We start from the raw sequence: 17,394 nt of genomic DNA on the forward strand, positions 1-17,394 counted from the left end.
TCCTATGCAGGCGACGGGCGAAAGGTTTCCCAATTTGAGCTAAGTGTCCTTTGGCGTATAATGTCGTCCGCCTTCCGGTAGTCGAAGAAGATTTGTCGCGTTTTTACTCAAGATCCTGACGACCAGGGTTACGAGCAGGGTCACTTGACAAAAATCCAAAGACGAACAGAGAGACAAAAAAGCCAACAACTATATAAACAATGATTTTTAAAGTCAGCATTAGAGATATCTCCTTCGGATATGAGAAGCTTTCAGTGTCTGCAACGCAGAAAAGATAGCTTCTTTATCTTACCCAAATATTGTTCTCTTTTTGGATAACACTGATAGTAGATGTCCAAACAGTTGCTTTCTACCGAGTGAGTAAAAAGTCTTTTACTTTGTTTGCAAAGAAACTTAACAAAGAATTTTACCCGGCAACTAGTGTCCTAGTTTAGGGTTACCTGAGTTTCGGTCTCCTTGATTTTAAGCGTTGAGATCGTTAATGTCTCTAGTTAGGGTTAGACGTTTACTTGAGACAGATGTTTCCTGGCAACAGACGAAATATATTCTTGATTTTTAGTGTTAGGAGTGCAAGCGCCTCCGGCGAGCGCTATGAGCGCACTTGGGGCAAGGGTTTTAACGAAAGACAGCCCTAGTACCGTGCTCGTCCCAAGGGGACACGCGCAAGGGACGCGGAATTTGCACAATGAGAAATGGACTGCGTTCCGCTGCGCTAACAAAATTCCAAATATAATAGACCTCTTGCAAAAGTCAGGGAGGTACAAAGTTAGCCATTGAGTAACAGGCTATTGCCGGAGGCGCTTGCACTCCTAACGCCAAGTTTATTAATAATCTTTTCTTATAGACTCTTGGAATGAATGCGAAGTTCATAATTATACAAACCTGCTATTCGGTTAAACCTTAAACTAAATCTTTTCTTACGGTTTCGATAACGGTCTGATAAAATTTTAAATATTTTTAATTTTCGATTTAATTAAAACCAGCAAACGGTTACAACTGTAAGGCCTAATGAATCAGATCAAATAGCACTAGAACTGATGATTAAGCACGATTACAGTCAATCTTCTCAAGCTCGCAATCGTTTTCTCAGCCACCAAACCATAAAACCAACAATGATTCCAACTATCAGACTGGCACTTAAAGGATAGTTGCAAAAGAAGTTAACTTGCTTAAACCGAAAAATATCTTTACAATCTTTTGCTGTTTCTTTTACTAGAGATACGGTTGCTATACCAGCACCTACAACAGCTACAAGCTCTTGGAAGTTACGCTCTCGTTCAGATTTTTCGAGTTCTACACGACTGCGAGTAGCGTTAATTGTATCTTCTAAAAGTTGCAAGCCAAGCTGCATATTTTCGACATCTTTATTAATTTGTGGTAAATATTTTTTGTTGGCTAGGGTGCTAAATTTTTCTAAAAAATCTAGCTGATTATTTTGACCTGCTTTTTCTTTAATCAAAGCCAAGCGAAGTTGATAATTAGATAAATTAATTTCAATAATTTTTTTTTGAAAAGAGAGGTTGAGTAAGTCGATTGTATATTGCTGGAGAATGTTATCAATATTATTTAAAATCTGGCGAGAGTTGGTAATATTCTGCTTTTCTTGCCTAGAATTACTTTTATTGGTAATTTTTCTATTTTCTTCAATCTGTTTATAATGATTGAGCAGAGAGTCTTTAACTAAACGACTTTGCCAATAAGCCCACGTAATCTTATTTCGATAACAAAATAACCCCATCCAATCTTTATAAAATTCCGCAGCTTGTTCTGCGCTCTCTCGATTAGTATAAATAGCAATAATCACATGATTTTCGTGACTATTTAGAGCATTTGTTGCTTTTTTTAGGCTATCATTTGTATTTTCTGAACGCCATATTTCAAAAACTTTTCCGTCTAAAAAAGTACCTTGTTCTGGTTGCCAATAAGTATCTTTAAATAAAGCATAGTAGCAATCTTTGGCAATATCTTCAGGATTTTGAGACGAGTTTTCAGGTAGCCAACCAGAAAGTAACCAGGTTTTTCCAATTGTTACCAGTTCTTTATTTAATTTTTGTTCGATTTCAGTTTTTAAGATTGCAAAAGACTTAGCTGGTTGAGTTTCAGTTTGATTATTAATAGAACAATCAAGCTGTAAGCCATAAGTGTCATTTAATCTAACAGCATAATAGTATCCTTCTAAAGTTTTATTCTGAGAAATAAAGTTAATTTGAGTAGGATGGGTAATCTCTAAATACTCAGTTTCAATGTCATGATCGTGGAATTGAGTGTCAGAGGGTAATTGAGCTAAAAAAGCTGCTTGGTTTTTTTGTGTTTCTGCATCAGTTGTGTTTAAAGAACTTTTTAAACCATATAAAAACAAATCGAGTGTAGGATAGATTAAATCGCTCATTATAATGGAAAAACTAATTTGATGGATTGGATTGAGATAAAAGTTGCTTCCATTTTTCTAAAAATGTGGCTTGTTTAACTGTTTCTTCTGGTTTTTCAGAATTACCAACAATGATTACAACATTATTTAGTTGGCTTTCGTAGCCTGTAGCTTCAGATTTTGGTTTAAAGCCTTTAGCTATTGGAGCCTTGTCATGAGAAATGAGTTTACTAATTTCAGCTTCAGTAGGAAGTAAATCATCAGGAATTTCTTCTACATTATCTAAATGAGATTTATAAAATTGATAAGACTGATTTAAGTCAGGATTAGAACTTATTATTTCTAATAAACGTCCTTTAGTATAGTTTTCCCAAGCTTTGGGCTGGGTTTCTAATTGCTTTGCAACTTCCTTGAAATTTTGTTTTTCTTGTTCTCTAAGGGCAGTTTTTAAATCTTGAAATGCCAAAAGAAAAGCGATGACAGTATTGTCAGCTTTGATATTCATAGATTTTTATACTAAACTCACTACTAATATTATAAACATAAGTTAAGTGAGATGATTACAGTAGATATTTGATATTCAGTTTTAATTTTTTTAATTAAATGTGTTTTTTTATACTTTCCCCAGCGTAAATTAATATAGTCGGACTTACGCACTGTACAAAAAGACTGGATTATGCGTAACGTGCGCGAGCGCGTGAAAACATTGTCTGTATTTGCGGATCAATTCTACTGCAGCGGCAAAATGCTTGATTCTATCTACAATGCACGTTCATTTTCCGCAGTGTGCATAAGTTGATTTTACTTACACCTAAATAAGAAGTAAAAGAAAGGCTTATGTCCTCGCTAGTTCAAAACCCCGACTTTATCGAGGTGATTTATGTCTACTATGGTGATATTTACACAATAAAATTTTTGTAAATGTAGAAAATATATATAATTTATTGCACTAATGTCTAGTAATTTTTCGTAAGAACTAAATAATGCTGTGAATTAGGTATTAAAGCTGTGGGCTGATTTTGCCTACAGTTCAACGAAAAGTTTTAATTATTAGTCAGGTAATAAAAATGGCATCAGAATGGGCTGCTCAAATTATTGGAATTAATTATTACCCAGAGTACACTACTTTAAAGCCGCTAACAGCAGCGGCAGAGGATGCTGAGAAAATTGCCGAACAATTAGAACAATACGGTTATAGACCTTTTCGCACTCAGTGTTTACCTAGAACTTTAAACCCCAAGGGAGAAAGTAAAATTGATCGCCAAGGCGCAGTAAAAGTGCAAGAATTACAAGAAGCGATCGCTAATCTTTTCAATCCTCCTCCTCCTAACCCCATCCCAGAAACAGCGTTATTCTTCTTTTCAGGACATGGCTGGTACAACACTGTGGCGGGTAAGAAAGAAGTATTTTTAGCTACCAGTGATGTCCTACCTGATGCAGAATATGGTATATCCTTAAGTTGGTTGGGAGAGCAGTTGCAAATAAGTCTGGCTAAACGAGTCGTTGTTTGGCTAGATTGCTGCTATAGCGGTGAGTTGCTGAAATATAAACCCACAGATAAAGACTACTGTTTCATTACTGCAACCCGTTCCTACGAAACTGGAGTCGAAATTCCCCATACGCAGGGGTTGTTGACGGAAACGTTACTTGCAGGATTGAATCCCGAAAATGACGCAGATGGGATCATCAATAGCCACAAATTGGCAGATTTGATTATCAGCCGAATGTCGAATACAGTCCAGTGTCCGTTAATTGCCAATTCCCCACGAGCAATTCTGCTGACAACTAAGTTTTCTCAAAAAAGCTTTCAGGATAAGTGTCCCTATCGTTCCCTGTCATATTTTACCGAAACAAAGGAAGATGCTGAGGTTTTTTATGGGCGGAGTGCGCTAACTCAGGAGTTGATTCAACAGGTAACAGAGAAGCATCGCCTAATTGCCGTATTAGGAGCTTCCGGTAGTGGAAAATCATCTATGTTACGGGCTGGGTTACTCTACCAGCTGAAGCTAGGACAAGAGATTCCAGGGAGCGATCGCTGGACTTATATTACTCCGTTTACGCCTAAAGAATCTCCTGTTAACAGTTTACAGGAGGCTTTTGCACTCTCCTTGCCTAATCTTTCTCATCCAGGGACAACAGCAACCCCACCCCCAACCCCTCCCCGTTCACGGGGAGGGGAGCGTTTGCCTCAGCAAATGCGGGGTGGGGTTGGGACTGTATTGCAACGAAGTGAAAACCGCTCTATTGCCCATGTCATCGGCAAGGAGTTAAAAGCATTAAACACACCAGTTATCTTGATTATCGACCAGTTTGAAGAATGCTTTACCATGTGCGATGACAGCCAGCGCCAAGAATTCTTTGACTGTTTGCGGGAATTAATTGACTGTACAGATAACCTCTATATTTTCATTGGGATGCGATCAGATTTTCGGGCGAGATGGCGAGAATATCCCGAATATGCCAGCAAAATCCATAAACCTTACATCAACGTCGAACACTTAACCCGTGAGGAAATTGAAGAAGCGATTACTAAACCGGCTGATTGGGTAGGATTAGGCATAGAAGGAAGGTTAAAACAGCAACTAATTAATGATGTTGAGGATTACCCCGGAAGTTTGCCCTTGCTGCAATATACGTTGACAGAATTGTGGCGTGAATCGATAAATCAAAGCGATGAACTTCTCAGCCTCAAAACTTATCAGGATTTAGGCGGGGTTGAAGGAACGCTACAAAAACGCGCCGATGCAGTTTACGACAGTCTTTTACCAACAGAAAAAACTGTGGCGCGGCGGATTTTTCTAGAATTGACGCAAATGGGAGAAACTACAGATGTCAGGCGGCGCGAGCGTTTGGGCGAGTTGGTTAATTCCCATCATTCCTTGGAACTTTTGCAACAAGTGAGTGAGAAGTTAGCGGATAAAGATGCACGATTAATTACAAAGACGGATGAGCCGGATTCCCAGGATGTAATTTTAGATGTTGTCCACGAAGCCTTAATTCGCCACTGGCAAAAGTTGCGGGATTGGAAAGAAGAATATAAGTTGGGAATAGGCATTGAGCGTCAGATTGAAGCGGAAGCCCAAGAATGGAAGAAAAATGATAAAAAGCCAGGATTCCTTAGAAAAGATGACAGATTAGCAGTAGCAGAGGGATATTTAGCTAGATTTGGTGATTGGCAAATGCTGAATGGGGTAGCCGAGGAGTATATTCAGGAGAGTCAAGAACTGCGAAATCGCCTGGTTCAAGAAGAGAAAGAACGCCAACAACAAAAGTTGGCAGCAGCACGGCGGCAAAATCGAGTTGTTACATTGTTTAGTATTGGGTTAGCTGGAGTAGCTATCTTTGCAGGTTATCAATGGTATGATGCGCACAACAAAGCCAAGGAAGCAATACAACAAAGTGCGATCGCTCTGGCGCAACGAAGTTCTGAATCTTCGCTAGTATCTAACAGGCAAATTGAGGCTTTAATTGCAGCTACACAGTCAAACAGACAACTTTCAAGTAGAACACTTAGGAAAGATGTCAATTTAGAACAAACGGCTAACCAGCAAGCTGTAGTCGCACTAAGGCAAGCAATCTACAATATGCAAGAGCAAAATCGCTTGGAAGGGCATAGCAATTGGGTCTATAGCGTCGCATTCAGCCCCGATGGCAAGACCATCGCTTCTGCTAGTGCTGACAATACCGTCAAACTCTGGAATGCGGCTACAGGCAAGGAAATTATTACCCTCAAAGGGCATAGAAATTATGTCCGTAGCGTCGCATTCAGCCCCGATGGCAAGACCATCGCTTCTGCTAGTGCTGACAAAACCGTCAAACTCTGGTATGCGGCTACAGGCAAGGAAATTACTACCCTCAAGGGGCATAGTAATTCGGTCTATAGCGTCGCATTCAGCCCCGATGGCAAGACCATCGCTTCTGCTAGTACTGACAATACCGTCAAACTCTGGAATGCGGCTACAGAGAAGGAAATTACTACCCTCAAGGGGCATAGTAATTCGGTCTATAGCGTCGCATTCAGCCCCGATGGCAAGACCATCGCTTCTGCTAGTGCTGACAAAACCGTCAAACTCTGGTATGCGGCTACAGGCAAAGAAATCACCACCCTCAAGGGGCATAGCTATGATGTTTGGGGCGTAGCATTCAGCCCCGATGGCAAAACCATCGCTTCTGCTAGTGCTGACAAAACCGTCAAACTCTGGTATGCGGCTACAGGCAAAGAAATCACCACCCTCAAGGGGCATGGCAATTGGGTCCGTAGCGTAGCATTCAGCCCGGATGGTAAGACCATCGCTTCTGCTAGTGCTGACAAAAATGTCAAACTTTGGAATGCGGCTACAGGTAAAGAAATCATTACCTTCAACGGGCATAGCAATTATGTCTATAGCGTAGCATTTAGCCCCGATGGTAAGACCATCGCTTCTGCTAGTGCTGACAATACCGTCAAACTCTGGAATGCGGCTACAGAGAAGGAAATTACTACCCTCGACCGGTATACCTATTATGTCTGGGGCGTAGCATTCAGCCCGGATGGTAAGACCATCGCTTCTGCTAGTGCTGACAATACCGTCAAACTCTGGAATGCGGCTACAGAGAAGGAAATTACTACCCTCAAGGGGCATAGCGATTTGGTCTATAGCGTCGCATTCAGCCCCGATGGCAAGACCATCGCTTCTGCTAGTGCTGACAATACCGTCAAACTCTGGAATGCGGCTACAGGCAAGGAAATTATTACCCTCAAAGGGCATAGAAATTATGTCCGTAGCGTCGCATTCAGCCCCGATGGCAAGACCATCGCTTCTGCTAGTGCTGACAATACCGTCAAACTCTGGAATGCGGCTACAGGCAAGGAAATTACTACCCTCAATCGGCATAGCAATTCGGTCTATAGCGTCGCATTCAGCCCCGATGGCAAGACCATCGCTTCTGCTAGTACTGACAATACCGTCAAACTCTGGAATGCGTCTACAGGTAAAGAAATCATCACCTTCAACGGGCATAGCGATGCGGTTCGTAGCGTAGCATTCAGCCCGGATGGCAAGACCATCGCTTCTGCTAGTGCCGACAATACCGTCAAACTCTGGAATGCGGCTACAGGTAAAGAAATCATCACCCTCAACGGGCATAGTAATGAGGTCACTAGTGTAGCATTCAGCCCCAATGGCAAGACCATCGCTTCTGCTAGTGCTGACAAAACCGTCAAACTCTGGGATGCGGCTACAGGTAAAGAAATCATTACCCTCAACGGGCATAGTAATGAGGTCACTAGTGTAGCATTCAGCCCCGATGGCAAGACCATCGCTTCTGCTAGTGCTGACAATACCGTCAAACTCTGGAATATGTACCCAAATCACCTTAAAAATTTAATAATTTCTGGTAGTCTCAACGATCTGATGAGCTACAGTTGCAATAGGCTACGTGGTTATTTACAATCAAATCCCAATGTGAGCGATCGCACTCTCTGCGATGGCATTCCTACCAAAAGCAATTAGCTTTGCAGCCAGAAATCAATTACTGCTACTGCGATCGCACTTTCGGGAAACTTTGGGGCGAGTGCTTACAAAAATCAAACAATGCACTTCTTAAACCTACATAATGAATGCGCGTTTCTTTTGCCTTACCTATTTACCTCCACAAAAAATTAGGGTGTACTTGCCCACTTTCTGGATAATTCCTAAGCAATGTACACCCTACATTAGATTTGCCAACAGTTTAGCCGACAGCAGAAAGTTCTCGCTTGAAGAAAGCTTGTAAAACTGTTTGGGCTATTTGAGGACTCGTCAAACTGATTTCTGCTTTAGATTGATTTGGTTCAGCATGTTCCACTAAAGCATCTGGCACACCAATGCGTTTAACAGGAACAACGATGTCCGCATCTAACAGCGCTTCTGCAATTGCTGAACCGAAGCCACCCATAACACAACCTTCTTCCAAGGTGACTACGCGACCAATTTTCTGGGCTAATGGCAAAATTAATTCGGTATCTAGAGGCTTAGCAAAACGGGCATTAATCACAGTGGCTTCGATGCCATGTTCTGAAAGAATTTCCGCCGCTTGCAGTGCCGTATTCACCATTGTGCCGTAACCTAGGATCAACACATCATCACCGTTACGGAGAATTTCTGCTTTGCCGATTTCTAAAGCTTCCCAACCTTCTTCCATCAGGGGAACGCCGTAACCATTACCGCGAGGGAAGCGCATGGCAATTGGTCCTGTGGTATGCTCAACACCAGTGACTATCATTCGTTGCAGTTCTGCCTCATCTTTGGGTGCCATCAGTACCATGTTAGGAATGCAACGTAGATAGGCAATGTCGTACATTCCTTGGTGAGTCGGACCATCAGCACCAACGATTCCCGCCCTGTCCAGACAGAAGAATACTGGCAAGTTTTGGATACAGACGTCGTGAACGATTTGGTCGTAGGCGCGTTGCAAGAAAGTGGAATAAATAGCAACAACAGGACGTATTCCGTCAGTTGCTAGTCCCGCAGCAAGGGTGACAGCGTGTTGTTCGGCAATACCAACGTCGATATATTGATCAGGTAGTTTGGCTTGCAGTTTATCTAACCCTGTCCCTGTTGCCATTGCAGCAGTAATACCAATGATTTTGGGGTTTTGTTCAGCGAGTTTAACTAGGGTATGGGCAAAGACTTTGGAGTAAGCAGGGGGTTTGGGTTTACTGGAAGGGACGGCTTTTCCAGTGGAGATATTGAAGGGGTTTTGGGCGTGGTAGCCAACTTTATCTAGTTCGGCAATTTCATAGCCCTTACCCTTCACTGTTGCGACGTGTACCAAAACTGGTCCTGGGATTTGATGTGCTTGTTGGAAAGTCGCAATCAATTCTTCTAAATTATGCCCGTCCACAGGTCCCATGTAGGTAAAGCCCAGTTCTTCAAACACTGCGCCGACTTTGGGAACAGCCAAGCGCTTCATCCCTTCTTTGATGCGTCCCAGTTCCGGAGAAAGAGATTCACCCACGAAAGGAATTTGCTTAAACTGTTCCTCAAGGTTGTCTTTGAGAAACTGCATCGGCGGACTGAGGCGCATTTTGTTTAGGTAGCGGGGTATTGCACCGACGTTGGGAGATATAGACATATCGTTGTCGTTCAGGACAACCAGCAGATTGGTTTTGGGCATATGTCCAGCATGGTTGATGGCTTCTAATGCCATACCCCCAGTCAGTGCACCATCACCGATCACTGCAGCAACTTTAAATTTTTCGCCATTCATATCCCGCGCTAAAGCCATACCCAAAGCTGCAGATATACTGGTAGAAGCATGCCCTGCGCCAAAGTGGTCAAACTTACTTTCACCGCGCTTAAGGTAACCAGCGATTCCATCTTTTTGCCGTAAAGTATCGAAGCGATCGTAGCGCCCTGTAATCAGTTTGTGAGGATATGCTTGGTGTCCTACATCCCAAATGACTTTATCACGATCTAAGTCCAGCGTTTGGTAAAGCCCCAACGTCAACTCTACAACACCCAATCCCGGTCCTAGGTGTCCGCCAGTGGCTGCTACAGTTTGAAGATGTTTGTCTCGAATCTGACGAGCAATCTGTTGCAGTTGTCTTATTGATAAACCATGCAACTGGTTAGGATGGGTAATCTCACTCAAGTGCATATTGTAGTGTTTTCCTCTCTACTTTTTCGTATTTTTGATTTTCCCACGCTCAGGTAAAGCAGTACCTCATACAGTCTGCCATTTATTTACCAATACTGGAGTTGAGGTACAGCAATAGTTTGAACGGAAATCAACACCTTTGCATTTACAAAGTTTTACGCAAATGCTGAGAGTTCTTAAAACAATGTATATGTTTGCTTCAAGGAGAAGATTCTGGACTATTATTACCACCTGGAACTGCTGGCGTTTCGGCTTGTGGCTGTTGTCTTTGCAAATATTTACTTAATACATCAGCCATATCCCCACGCATCATCGGTTGTGAGGGTGAAAGATTACCTTTTGTATCTGTATTGAGAAATCCCTCACTTGCTACTGTGGCGATCGCCTTTTTTGCCCAAGCAGGAATAGAACCGGCGTCTGGATATTGGGAAAGAATCTTACTTTACGCTTTCATCTGGAAATTGAAAAACTCCATATGCCTGGGCAAATATAGCCAAAGCTTCAGCCCTAGTTATTCTTTGATTTGGAAAAAAAAGATTGCCGCGATAGCCTTTCATAATATCGGTTTTTAAGACTATCTGAATGTCATTAAATGCTGGATTGGAAGAAGCGACATCTGTCACTTTTACATTCTCTTTGGTAACAGCTTGTCGTTTCTCCAGATGAAAAGCTTTCACCATAATAGAGGCTAATTCTGCCCGACTTAACAAACGTTCTGGATAGAACTGTCCATCCGGGTAGTTCGTCATCACTTTGGCAGCAACTACCTGTGCAATTGGGTTGGATGTTTTTTCAGTACTAAATTTTTCTTGGGCAAAAGCTATGTTAGGAACTAATTGCAGTAGTCCGACCAATGAAAGAGTACTTAGAAGCTGACGCATTATAACAATTTAAAATTCAAAATTCAAAATTCGCTCGTTCAAAAAGAAATATATTTTCAGTTGGTGATTTCTACCCCTAATTTACGATAACAACTGCTTTGGATTGCAACTGTGAATGCAAGAATTGCCAACTTTGGTTTGCCTGTTTGCACCCCAAACAGCACATTCATTGACGAATTTATGTTTAGTAATGTTGCGTACAACTGGGAGAAATTTCCTAAAATCAAAACAGCCACAACCAAATTGGCAGAGTCAGTAGCAACATCATAGAACCCATAGCTAATGCAGTCACAGCAAGGTCGCGGTCGAGATCAAAAGTTTCGGCAATCACCAGCGTAGCAAAAGCTGGGGGCATAGCCATTTGCAGAACAATCGCCCGTGCTATTGTCCCAGTTAAACCGATAAATGGTAAAATACTACCTAAAATCAGGGGGACGAGTAGCATTTTGATTGCGATGCTGATGCTTGCCCTTGGTAAACTGTGCCACGAAGTCAGTTTGCTTAATCGCATCCCAATAAGTACCAGAGATAGAGCAACACAACTCCAAGCAACTAACTCTAACCAAAATTCAACTGGTGCAGGGATTTTGACTTCCCGAAACAGCAAGCCAAACCCAAAACTCCATAGAGCGGGATTGATAGCAATTGCCTTCAAAACCTGCAAATGACTATGAATACCACCACCAAAACGAGCTGCCAAGGCAACACCGAGTCCATAAGCTCCTAATGTTGTCCCCAGCAAATCATAAAACAACGCCCAAGCAAAGTATTGTGTGCCAACTAATGACAGGGTAACGGGATAGCCAATATATCCTGTGTTACCAACCATTGCCGCTAAGATAAAACTCCCTTGAGTCGATTTTTGGGGAGCGGTATTTGTCAGATAAGCCTGTCCTTTAATTGCTGCAAGAGCGAAAAGTGCTCCTAGGAAAATGGCTGAGTAGGCGATCGCTGGTGCAATCCAAATTTGTCCTGATAAGTCAGCTTTGCGTAGAAAAACGATAATACCTATCGGCACTCCTATCCAAAAAAGGAACTGTGCCAAACGCTTTGGAACTGTCGTAGACACCCTACGTCCTAAAATGTATCCTACTAGGACTAGGAACACTAATTTGAGATAGAGTTCTAGGAGGTTTGTCAAAATTAAACCTATAGATGTAGATGCAACATTTTACCTATTGCGTTCCCTATTCTCCAGTTTACAATTTGTTATGATATTGAGCAAACGCAGGAGTTGAGCTTTGGATAATGCTGGGTTTTCCGAGAAACCGCAAAACAAACCATCTAGTTCCGGCCCAGATATTCCGGAAGCTTTGCGTGATACTCCTGATACACCACCCAAGAAGGTCAACATTCGCCCGTTGTATTTGATCATTGGTGGAGTGGTAGGAGTTCTCTTGATAGCCGTTGCGAGCGGTTTTTTATTTTTCGTTGTCACGCCAAAAAAGACGAAAAATTCTCAACCTTCCCCTGCGAATTCAACTCCCGCAACTGCGTCAAAATCGGGTAATTCCGCCACATCAAAAGATAATACAGTTTTAGGTCATTTTCCTTACTCAGAAGCGCCTGAGTCTGAACTACAACCGATCTCTAGTGATAGACGTCTGAGAATGCGAAAAGCAGCCGCGCAAAAGTTTATAGAAATGGCAGCAGCCGCACGGAATGCAGGTGTGGTAATAGTACCTGTTTCTGCTTTTCGCTCTATAAAAGAGCAAGAACAGTTGTTTTTTACCGTTGGTGCCCAGCGGAATCAGACGCCAGCGCAACGGGCTGCTGTCAGCGCCCCCCCCGGTCACAGCGAACATCACACAGGTTATGCTCTAGATGTTGGGGATGGCGCAGCACCAGCAACAAATCTCACTACCAACTTTGAAAAAACTAAGGCTTATCAATGGCTACAAGCTAATGCAGCACGTTTCAGCTTTGAGATGTCCTTTCCTAAAAACAATGCTCAAGGTGTGAGTTATGAACCTTGGCACTGGCGTTTTGTGGGCGATCGCGATAGCTTGGAAACTTTCTACAAAGCCAGAAATTTGAAACCTGCTCAAATCTCGCAACAGGAAGAGTCGGGGAATGGGGGGAAATGAGGGAGTCAAGCGCGTTTGCGCAGCGCCCCCTCCGGGGCGCTTCGTGCCGTAGGCTGGGAGTGTTAGCGCAGCGAGCCGTAGGCTGGGAGAATTTCCTAGCTTCTGTCCTCATCTTCCCCATCCTCTTGATTAATTTCGCCGCCTTATCCTTGAACTATAAGTTCTTGGCTTTGAAGCTTCAGTGTCAGCTTTTTGATACTCATTCGGAGACTTCTTGTGAAAATATTCTTGCATCACCTGTAACACCATTGGCGCAGCAACACTACCGCCACCACCACCAGAGTGTTCAGCAAATGCCAACACGACAATCTCTGGCTTATCGCTAGGAGCATATGCTCCAAACCATGCATGGTTTGCTTTCATATGATTGTTCCATGCTTCAGCCGTACCGCTTTTACCGGATGTTGGAGGAATTGTTGACACATTAAGAGCCTTACCTGTACCTTCGGCTATCACCTTCCGTAGTCCTTCACGCAGAGTTGCGACGGTGCTTGGCTTCATATTCAGAGATTCTCGCCAGTTTTTTGCTTGTTCATGGTCTTTGAGCAAGTGTGGTTTGACCTTATAACCGCCATTTGCTGGGACACAAAACATCACAGCAACTTGTAGAGGTGTACTTTGCAAAGCTCCTTGACCTATGGACATATTAATGCTGTCCCCTACAGTCCAAGGAATTTTCCACGTTCTCTGCTTCCACGCTTCATCTGGAACATGACCTTTCGTTTCTTCGGTCGTGAACTCAATGCCAGTTCTTTGACCAAATCCGTATTTGCGAGTCCATTCAATTAAGGTTGGACCGCCTACTCCTCTACCGATTTGGTAAAAGAAAGTATCGCTACTCATTGCTAAGGCTCTTGTAAATCCCAATGGACCAAATCCAGCGTGGTTCCACTCCGCAAACGTAACTCTGCCAACAGTCAGAGAACCGTATGTTTGCAGCACTGTATCGGGAGAAAATTTGCCGGATTCTAGCCCTGCTGTCGCAGTGACTATTTTGAAAGTACTGGCGGGTGGAAAGGCGCTACTAACAGCACGATTCAACAAGGGATGGTTTTCACCTTGTATGCTTTGCCAATCTTTTTTAGAAAGTCTTCGCTTGGAGAAGAGATTCGGGTCGAAGGTGGGATGAGACACCATTGCTAAAACAGCACCGTTATTGGGGTCTAGTGCAACAATAACGCCATTACGTCCAGTTAAAGCTTTTTCGGCTGCTTTTTGCAAATTCAAATCTATAGTCAGGTGAATATCACTACCTGCTTTTGCCTGTTTCTCTCCTAGCACTCGAATCGGGCGACCTTTACCATCCACTTCTACTTGCTGACCACCTCTTTCACCCCGCAACAATTTTTCATACGCCTTTTCTACCCCCATTTGACCAATCATATCTCCTGGGCGATAACCTTCTTGTTTCTTTCGTTTCAACTGTTCGGGTGTCAGTTCTCTAGTATAACCCAGGACATGAGCTAAGCTGTCACCCTGCGGGTAGTAGCGTACAGCTTCTGTATGAACTTCTACGTCTTTGAGTTCATTGGCGTACTCCTTCAATACCGTAATTTCCGCTTCGTTCAAGTCACGAGCGATCCGCACCAAAGAAGAGTTAAAACCAGACTCGTCTAATTTCTTTTCCATCTCTTCTACAGGAATGTTGAGAATTTTCGACAGGCGCGGACCAACGACTGACCAGGAAGGCTTAGTATGTGCCATTTGCCATAAGTACACAGAACGCGGATGGCGAGTTGTTGCTAGTAGTTTGCCATTACGGTCAAAAATATTACCCCGTTCCGGTTGTTTGGGAATCATCCGAATCCGGTTTGCTTCAGCTCGCTTGCGATAATTTGCACCTTCCGCAATTTGCAAATATACTAGACGAGCACCAATACCAGCTGTCATCAATAAGGTAAATATGATGAAGAACAACGGCTGGAAACCCTGTCCTACAGTACGTGTCTCTTTTTTGCTCGCTAATTGAGGTTGTTGCAGTAGCCTCATGTCACAAATAGCGATTCTCTGAATCGCATGAACTGTATACGATCGCGCCAAGTCTCTACCTGGGATTGCAAGAAAAACAACCCTAGTAGTGCAGCATTTGTTATTTGGTTTTTGTTATATAGAATAAACCAAATTGTTGTCAGTATTTTGCATGAGGAAATACATCAATTAGCGCTATTCAGAAAAAATATGAGAATGTACTGAGAATTTAGCAGAAAAGGTAACCTGATTTTACAACGCTTTTGTTGAAGAGAAACTACAAACGACATGGTGGCAACAATCACATTATGATCGCTGCCACCATCTCCGAATGAACAGTTATACAAAACGAAGAACCTATTATTGATGGGGTTCCCCTACACCCTTATAACGCGCTTGTGCCACGCTACGCGCTTCATTACTGGCTCACGCCACATGCCTCAACGCGCTTAACCCGCGCACGGTGAGACAGCGCTGCAGGAGGGTCTCCCTCCGTAGGCGACTGCGAACCCGAAGGGCAGTGGCTCCCTTACACCCCTAATTGATGACTGTGTTCTGTGTTCTTTGTTGTTAATCTCCAGATCTACCTCTTGAGTTTTTAGTTTTCAGTTTTGACTCTTCAGACTCAGATTTTTGATACTTACCTGGATGCTTCTTGTGAAAATACTCTTGCAAGACTTGTAAGACAACTGGTCCGCAGTCGGTACCACCATGCCCACCAGAGTTTTCACCAAACGCTACAACGACTATCTCTGGCTTATCAGCAGGAGCATATGCTCCAAACCAAGCATGATTTGGGCGATTAATACCAGCTTCAGCAGTACCACTCTTACCTGCTGCAGGGGCAATTGATGGTACATTCAACAGTGTCCCTGTACCACCTGTGATCACTTGGCGCAATCCTTCGCGAAGTACTTTGATCGTACTTGGCTTCATATTCAGAGATTCCCGCCAGTTCTTTGCTTCTTCATGGTCTTTGAGCAAGTGTGGTTTTACTCTATAGCCACCGTTAGCAGGGACAGAAAACATAATTGCAGATTGTAGTGGAGTGACTTGCAAAGCACCTTGACCAATGGACATATTGATAGTGTCGCCCACAGTCCAAGGCATTTTCCACAGTTTTCGCTTCCAAGCGTCATCTGGAACATTACCTTTTGATTCTTCATCTGAAAACTCAAAACCGGTTCTTTTTCCAAATCCATACTTGCGAGTCCATTCAATCAAGGTTGGACCACCGACTCTGCGACCAACTTGATAGAAAAATGTATCGCTACTCATGGCGATCGCACGCTGAAATCCCAGTGCACCAAATCCAGCATGGTTCCACTCACCGAAGGTAACTCCCCCAACAGTCAGAGAACCGTAAGTTTGCAGCACTGTGCTAGGAGAAAATTTACCCGATTCCAACCCCGCAGTTGTGGTAATGATTTTGAAAGTACTCGCAGGTGGAAAAGCACTCAAGGCGCGATTGACTAGGGGATGTTCACTACCTTGTAGAGTTTGCCAGTCTTTCTGAGAAAGTTTTTGCTTGGAGAAGATATTCGGGTCAAATGTTGGATGAGACACCATTGCTAAAACAGCTCCAGTATTGGGATCTAGTGCGACAACTGCACCCCTACGAAGTGTCAAAGCTTTTTCCGCTGCCTTTTGTACATCTAAATCTATAGTTAGGTGAATATCATTACCTGCTTTTGCCTGTTTTTCTCCTAAAACTCGAATTGGGCGACCTTTACTATCCACTTCTACTTGCTGACCACCCCATTCACCCCGCAACACTTGTTCATATGCTTTTTCTACTCCCATCTGACCAATTACATCTTGCAAGCGGTAGCCTTCTGATTTCTTTTTTTTCAACTGTTCGGGTGTCAGCTCCCTAGTATAACCGAGTATATGAGCTAACTCCTTGCCATGCGGGTAGTAGCGTACGGCTTCTGTATTGATTTCGACACCTGGCAGTTCGTTTTCATACTCCTTCAATGCCGTGATTTCTGCTTCGGTTAGGTCGCGAGCAATCCGTACTAGATTAGTGGCGCTAGCACCTGCCTCGTCTAATTTTTTTTCTATCTCCTCTTGGGGCATATTAAGAATTTTCTCAAGACGCGGACCGACGACTGACCAGGATGGCCTAGTGTGTGCCATTGGCCACAAGTATACAGAACGCGGATAGCGAGTTGTTGCTAGTAGTTTGCCATTGCGGTCAAAAATATTACCTCGTTCTGGTTGTTTGGAAATTGTCCGAACCCGGTTTGCTTGTGCTCGTTCCTTGAATTTATGTCCTTCAAGAATTTGCAAATATCCTAAACGAACATTGATACCAGTGATCATCAACAAGGTAAATACGATAAAAAATATAGGCTGCAAACCTAGTCCAACTGTACGTATTTCTTTCTTTTTGCTGGTTGGAGGTGACTTTACTGTAGACATAGAAAAATATCCAATTCCAAAATAATTTTTTTTGGTATAAAATTAG

The 17,394-nt window shown here is 43.1% G+C and carries 9 protein-coding genes and 1 pseudogene; 2 read left to right on the forward strand and 8 right to left on the reverse strand.

The annotated features are described in order from the left end of the window. Positions 1-103: 103 nt before the first annotated feature. From AC5JM2_RS00705 to AC5JM2_RS00715, 3 genes are all read right to left on the reverse strand, one after another. Complete coding sequence (locus tag AC5JM2_RS00705; RefSeq protein ID WP_495832996.1) at positions 104-220, reverse strand: photosystem II reaction center protein I; 117 nt, start codon at positions 218-220, stop codon at positions 104-106. An 846-nt stretch (positions 221-1,066) separates the two neighbouring features. Beyond that, positions 1,067-2,389 (reverse strand): hypothetical protein, encoded by a 1,323-nt coding sequence (locus AC5JM2_RS00710; protein WP_495832997.1) that lies wholly within the window; start codon positions 2,387-2,389, stop codon positions 1,067-1,069. Positions 2,390-2,402: 13 nt separating this feature from the next. After that, on the reverse strand, positions 2,403-2,873 hold the full coding sequence (locus AC5JM2_RS00715; protein WP_495832998.1) for a hypothetical protein: 471 nt from the start codon (positions 2,871-2,873) through the stop codon (positions 2,403-2,405). A 562-nt stretch (positions 2,874-3,435) separates the two neighbouring features. Here AC5JM2_RS00715 and AC5JM2_RS00720 point away from each other — a divergent pair. Continuing rightward, positions 3,436-7,860 carry an nSTAND1 domain-containing NTPase gene (locus AC5JM2_RS00720; RefSeq protein ID WP_495832999.1) on the forward strand — a complete coding sequence of 1,475 codons (4,425 nt, stop codon included), beginning with the start codon at positions 3,436-3,438 and terminating at the stop codon, positions 7,858-7,860. Positions 7,861-8,080: 220 nt separating this feature from the next. On the opposite strand, the gene dxs is transcribed toward AC5JM2_RS00720, so the two are convergent. The 3 genes and pseudogenes from dxs to AC5JM2_RS00735 all read right to left on the reverse strand — a co-directional run bounded on the left by dxs (position 8,081) and on the right by AC5JM2_RS00735 (position 12,010). Beyond that, positions 8,081-9,988 carry a 1-deoxy-D-xylulose-5-phosphate synthase gene (gene dxs / locus AC5JM2_RS00725; protein ID WP_495833000.1) on the reverse strand — a complete coding sequence of 636 codons (1,908 nt, stop codon included), beginning with the start codon at positions 9,986-9,988 and terminating at the stop codon, positions 8,081-8,083. 199 nt (positions 9,989-10,187) lie between these two features. After that, positions 10,188-10,869, reverse strand: a pseudogene (locus AC5JM2_RS00730) (S-layer homology domain-containing protein). Between the two features lie 223 nt (positions 10,870-11,092). Continuing rightward, on the reverse strand, positions 11,093-12,010 hold the full coding sequence (locus AC5JM2_RS00735; protein WP_495833001.1) for an AEC family transporter: 918 nt from the start codon (positions 12,008-12,010) through the stop codon (positions 11,093-11,095). A 100-nt stretch (positions 12,011-12,110) separates the two neighbouring features. On the opposite strand from AC5JM2_RS00735, the gene AC5JM2_RS00740 reads away from it, so the two are divergent. Further along, on the forward strand, positions 12,111-12,956 hold the full coding sequence (locus AC5JM2_RS00740) for a M15 family metallopeptidase (protein ID WP_495833002.1): 846 nt from the start codon (positions 12,111-12,113) through the stop codon (positions 12,954-12,956). Positions 12,957-13,085: 129 nt separating this feature from the next. Here the strand turns inward: AC5JM2_RS00740 and mrdA (AC5JM2_RS00745) are convergent, their stop codons facing one another. Beyond that, positions 13,086-14,945 carry a penicillin-binding protein 2 gene (mrdA, locus tag AC5JM2_RS00745; RefSeq protein ID WP_495833014.1) on the reverse strand — a complete coding sequence of 620 codons (1,860 nt, stop codon included), beginning with the start codon at positions 14,943-14,945 and terminating at the stop codon, positions 13,086-13,088. A gap of 549 nt (positions 14,946-15,494) precedes the next feature. Further along, positions 15,495-17,348: a penicillin-binding protein 2 gene (mrdA, locus tag AC5JM2_RS00750; protein ID WP_495833003.1), complete on the reverse strand. Its 1,854-nt coding sequence runs from the start codon at positions 17,346-17,348 to the stop codon at positions 15,495-15,497. Positions 17,349-17,394: the final 46 nt, after the last annotated feature.

The sequence above is a fragment of the Brasilonema angustatum genome (assembly GCF_059505445.1).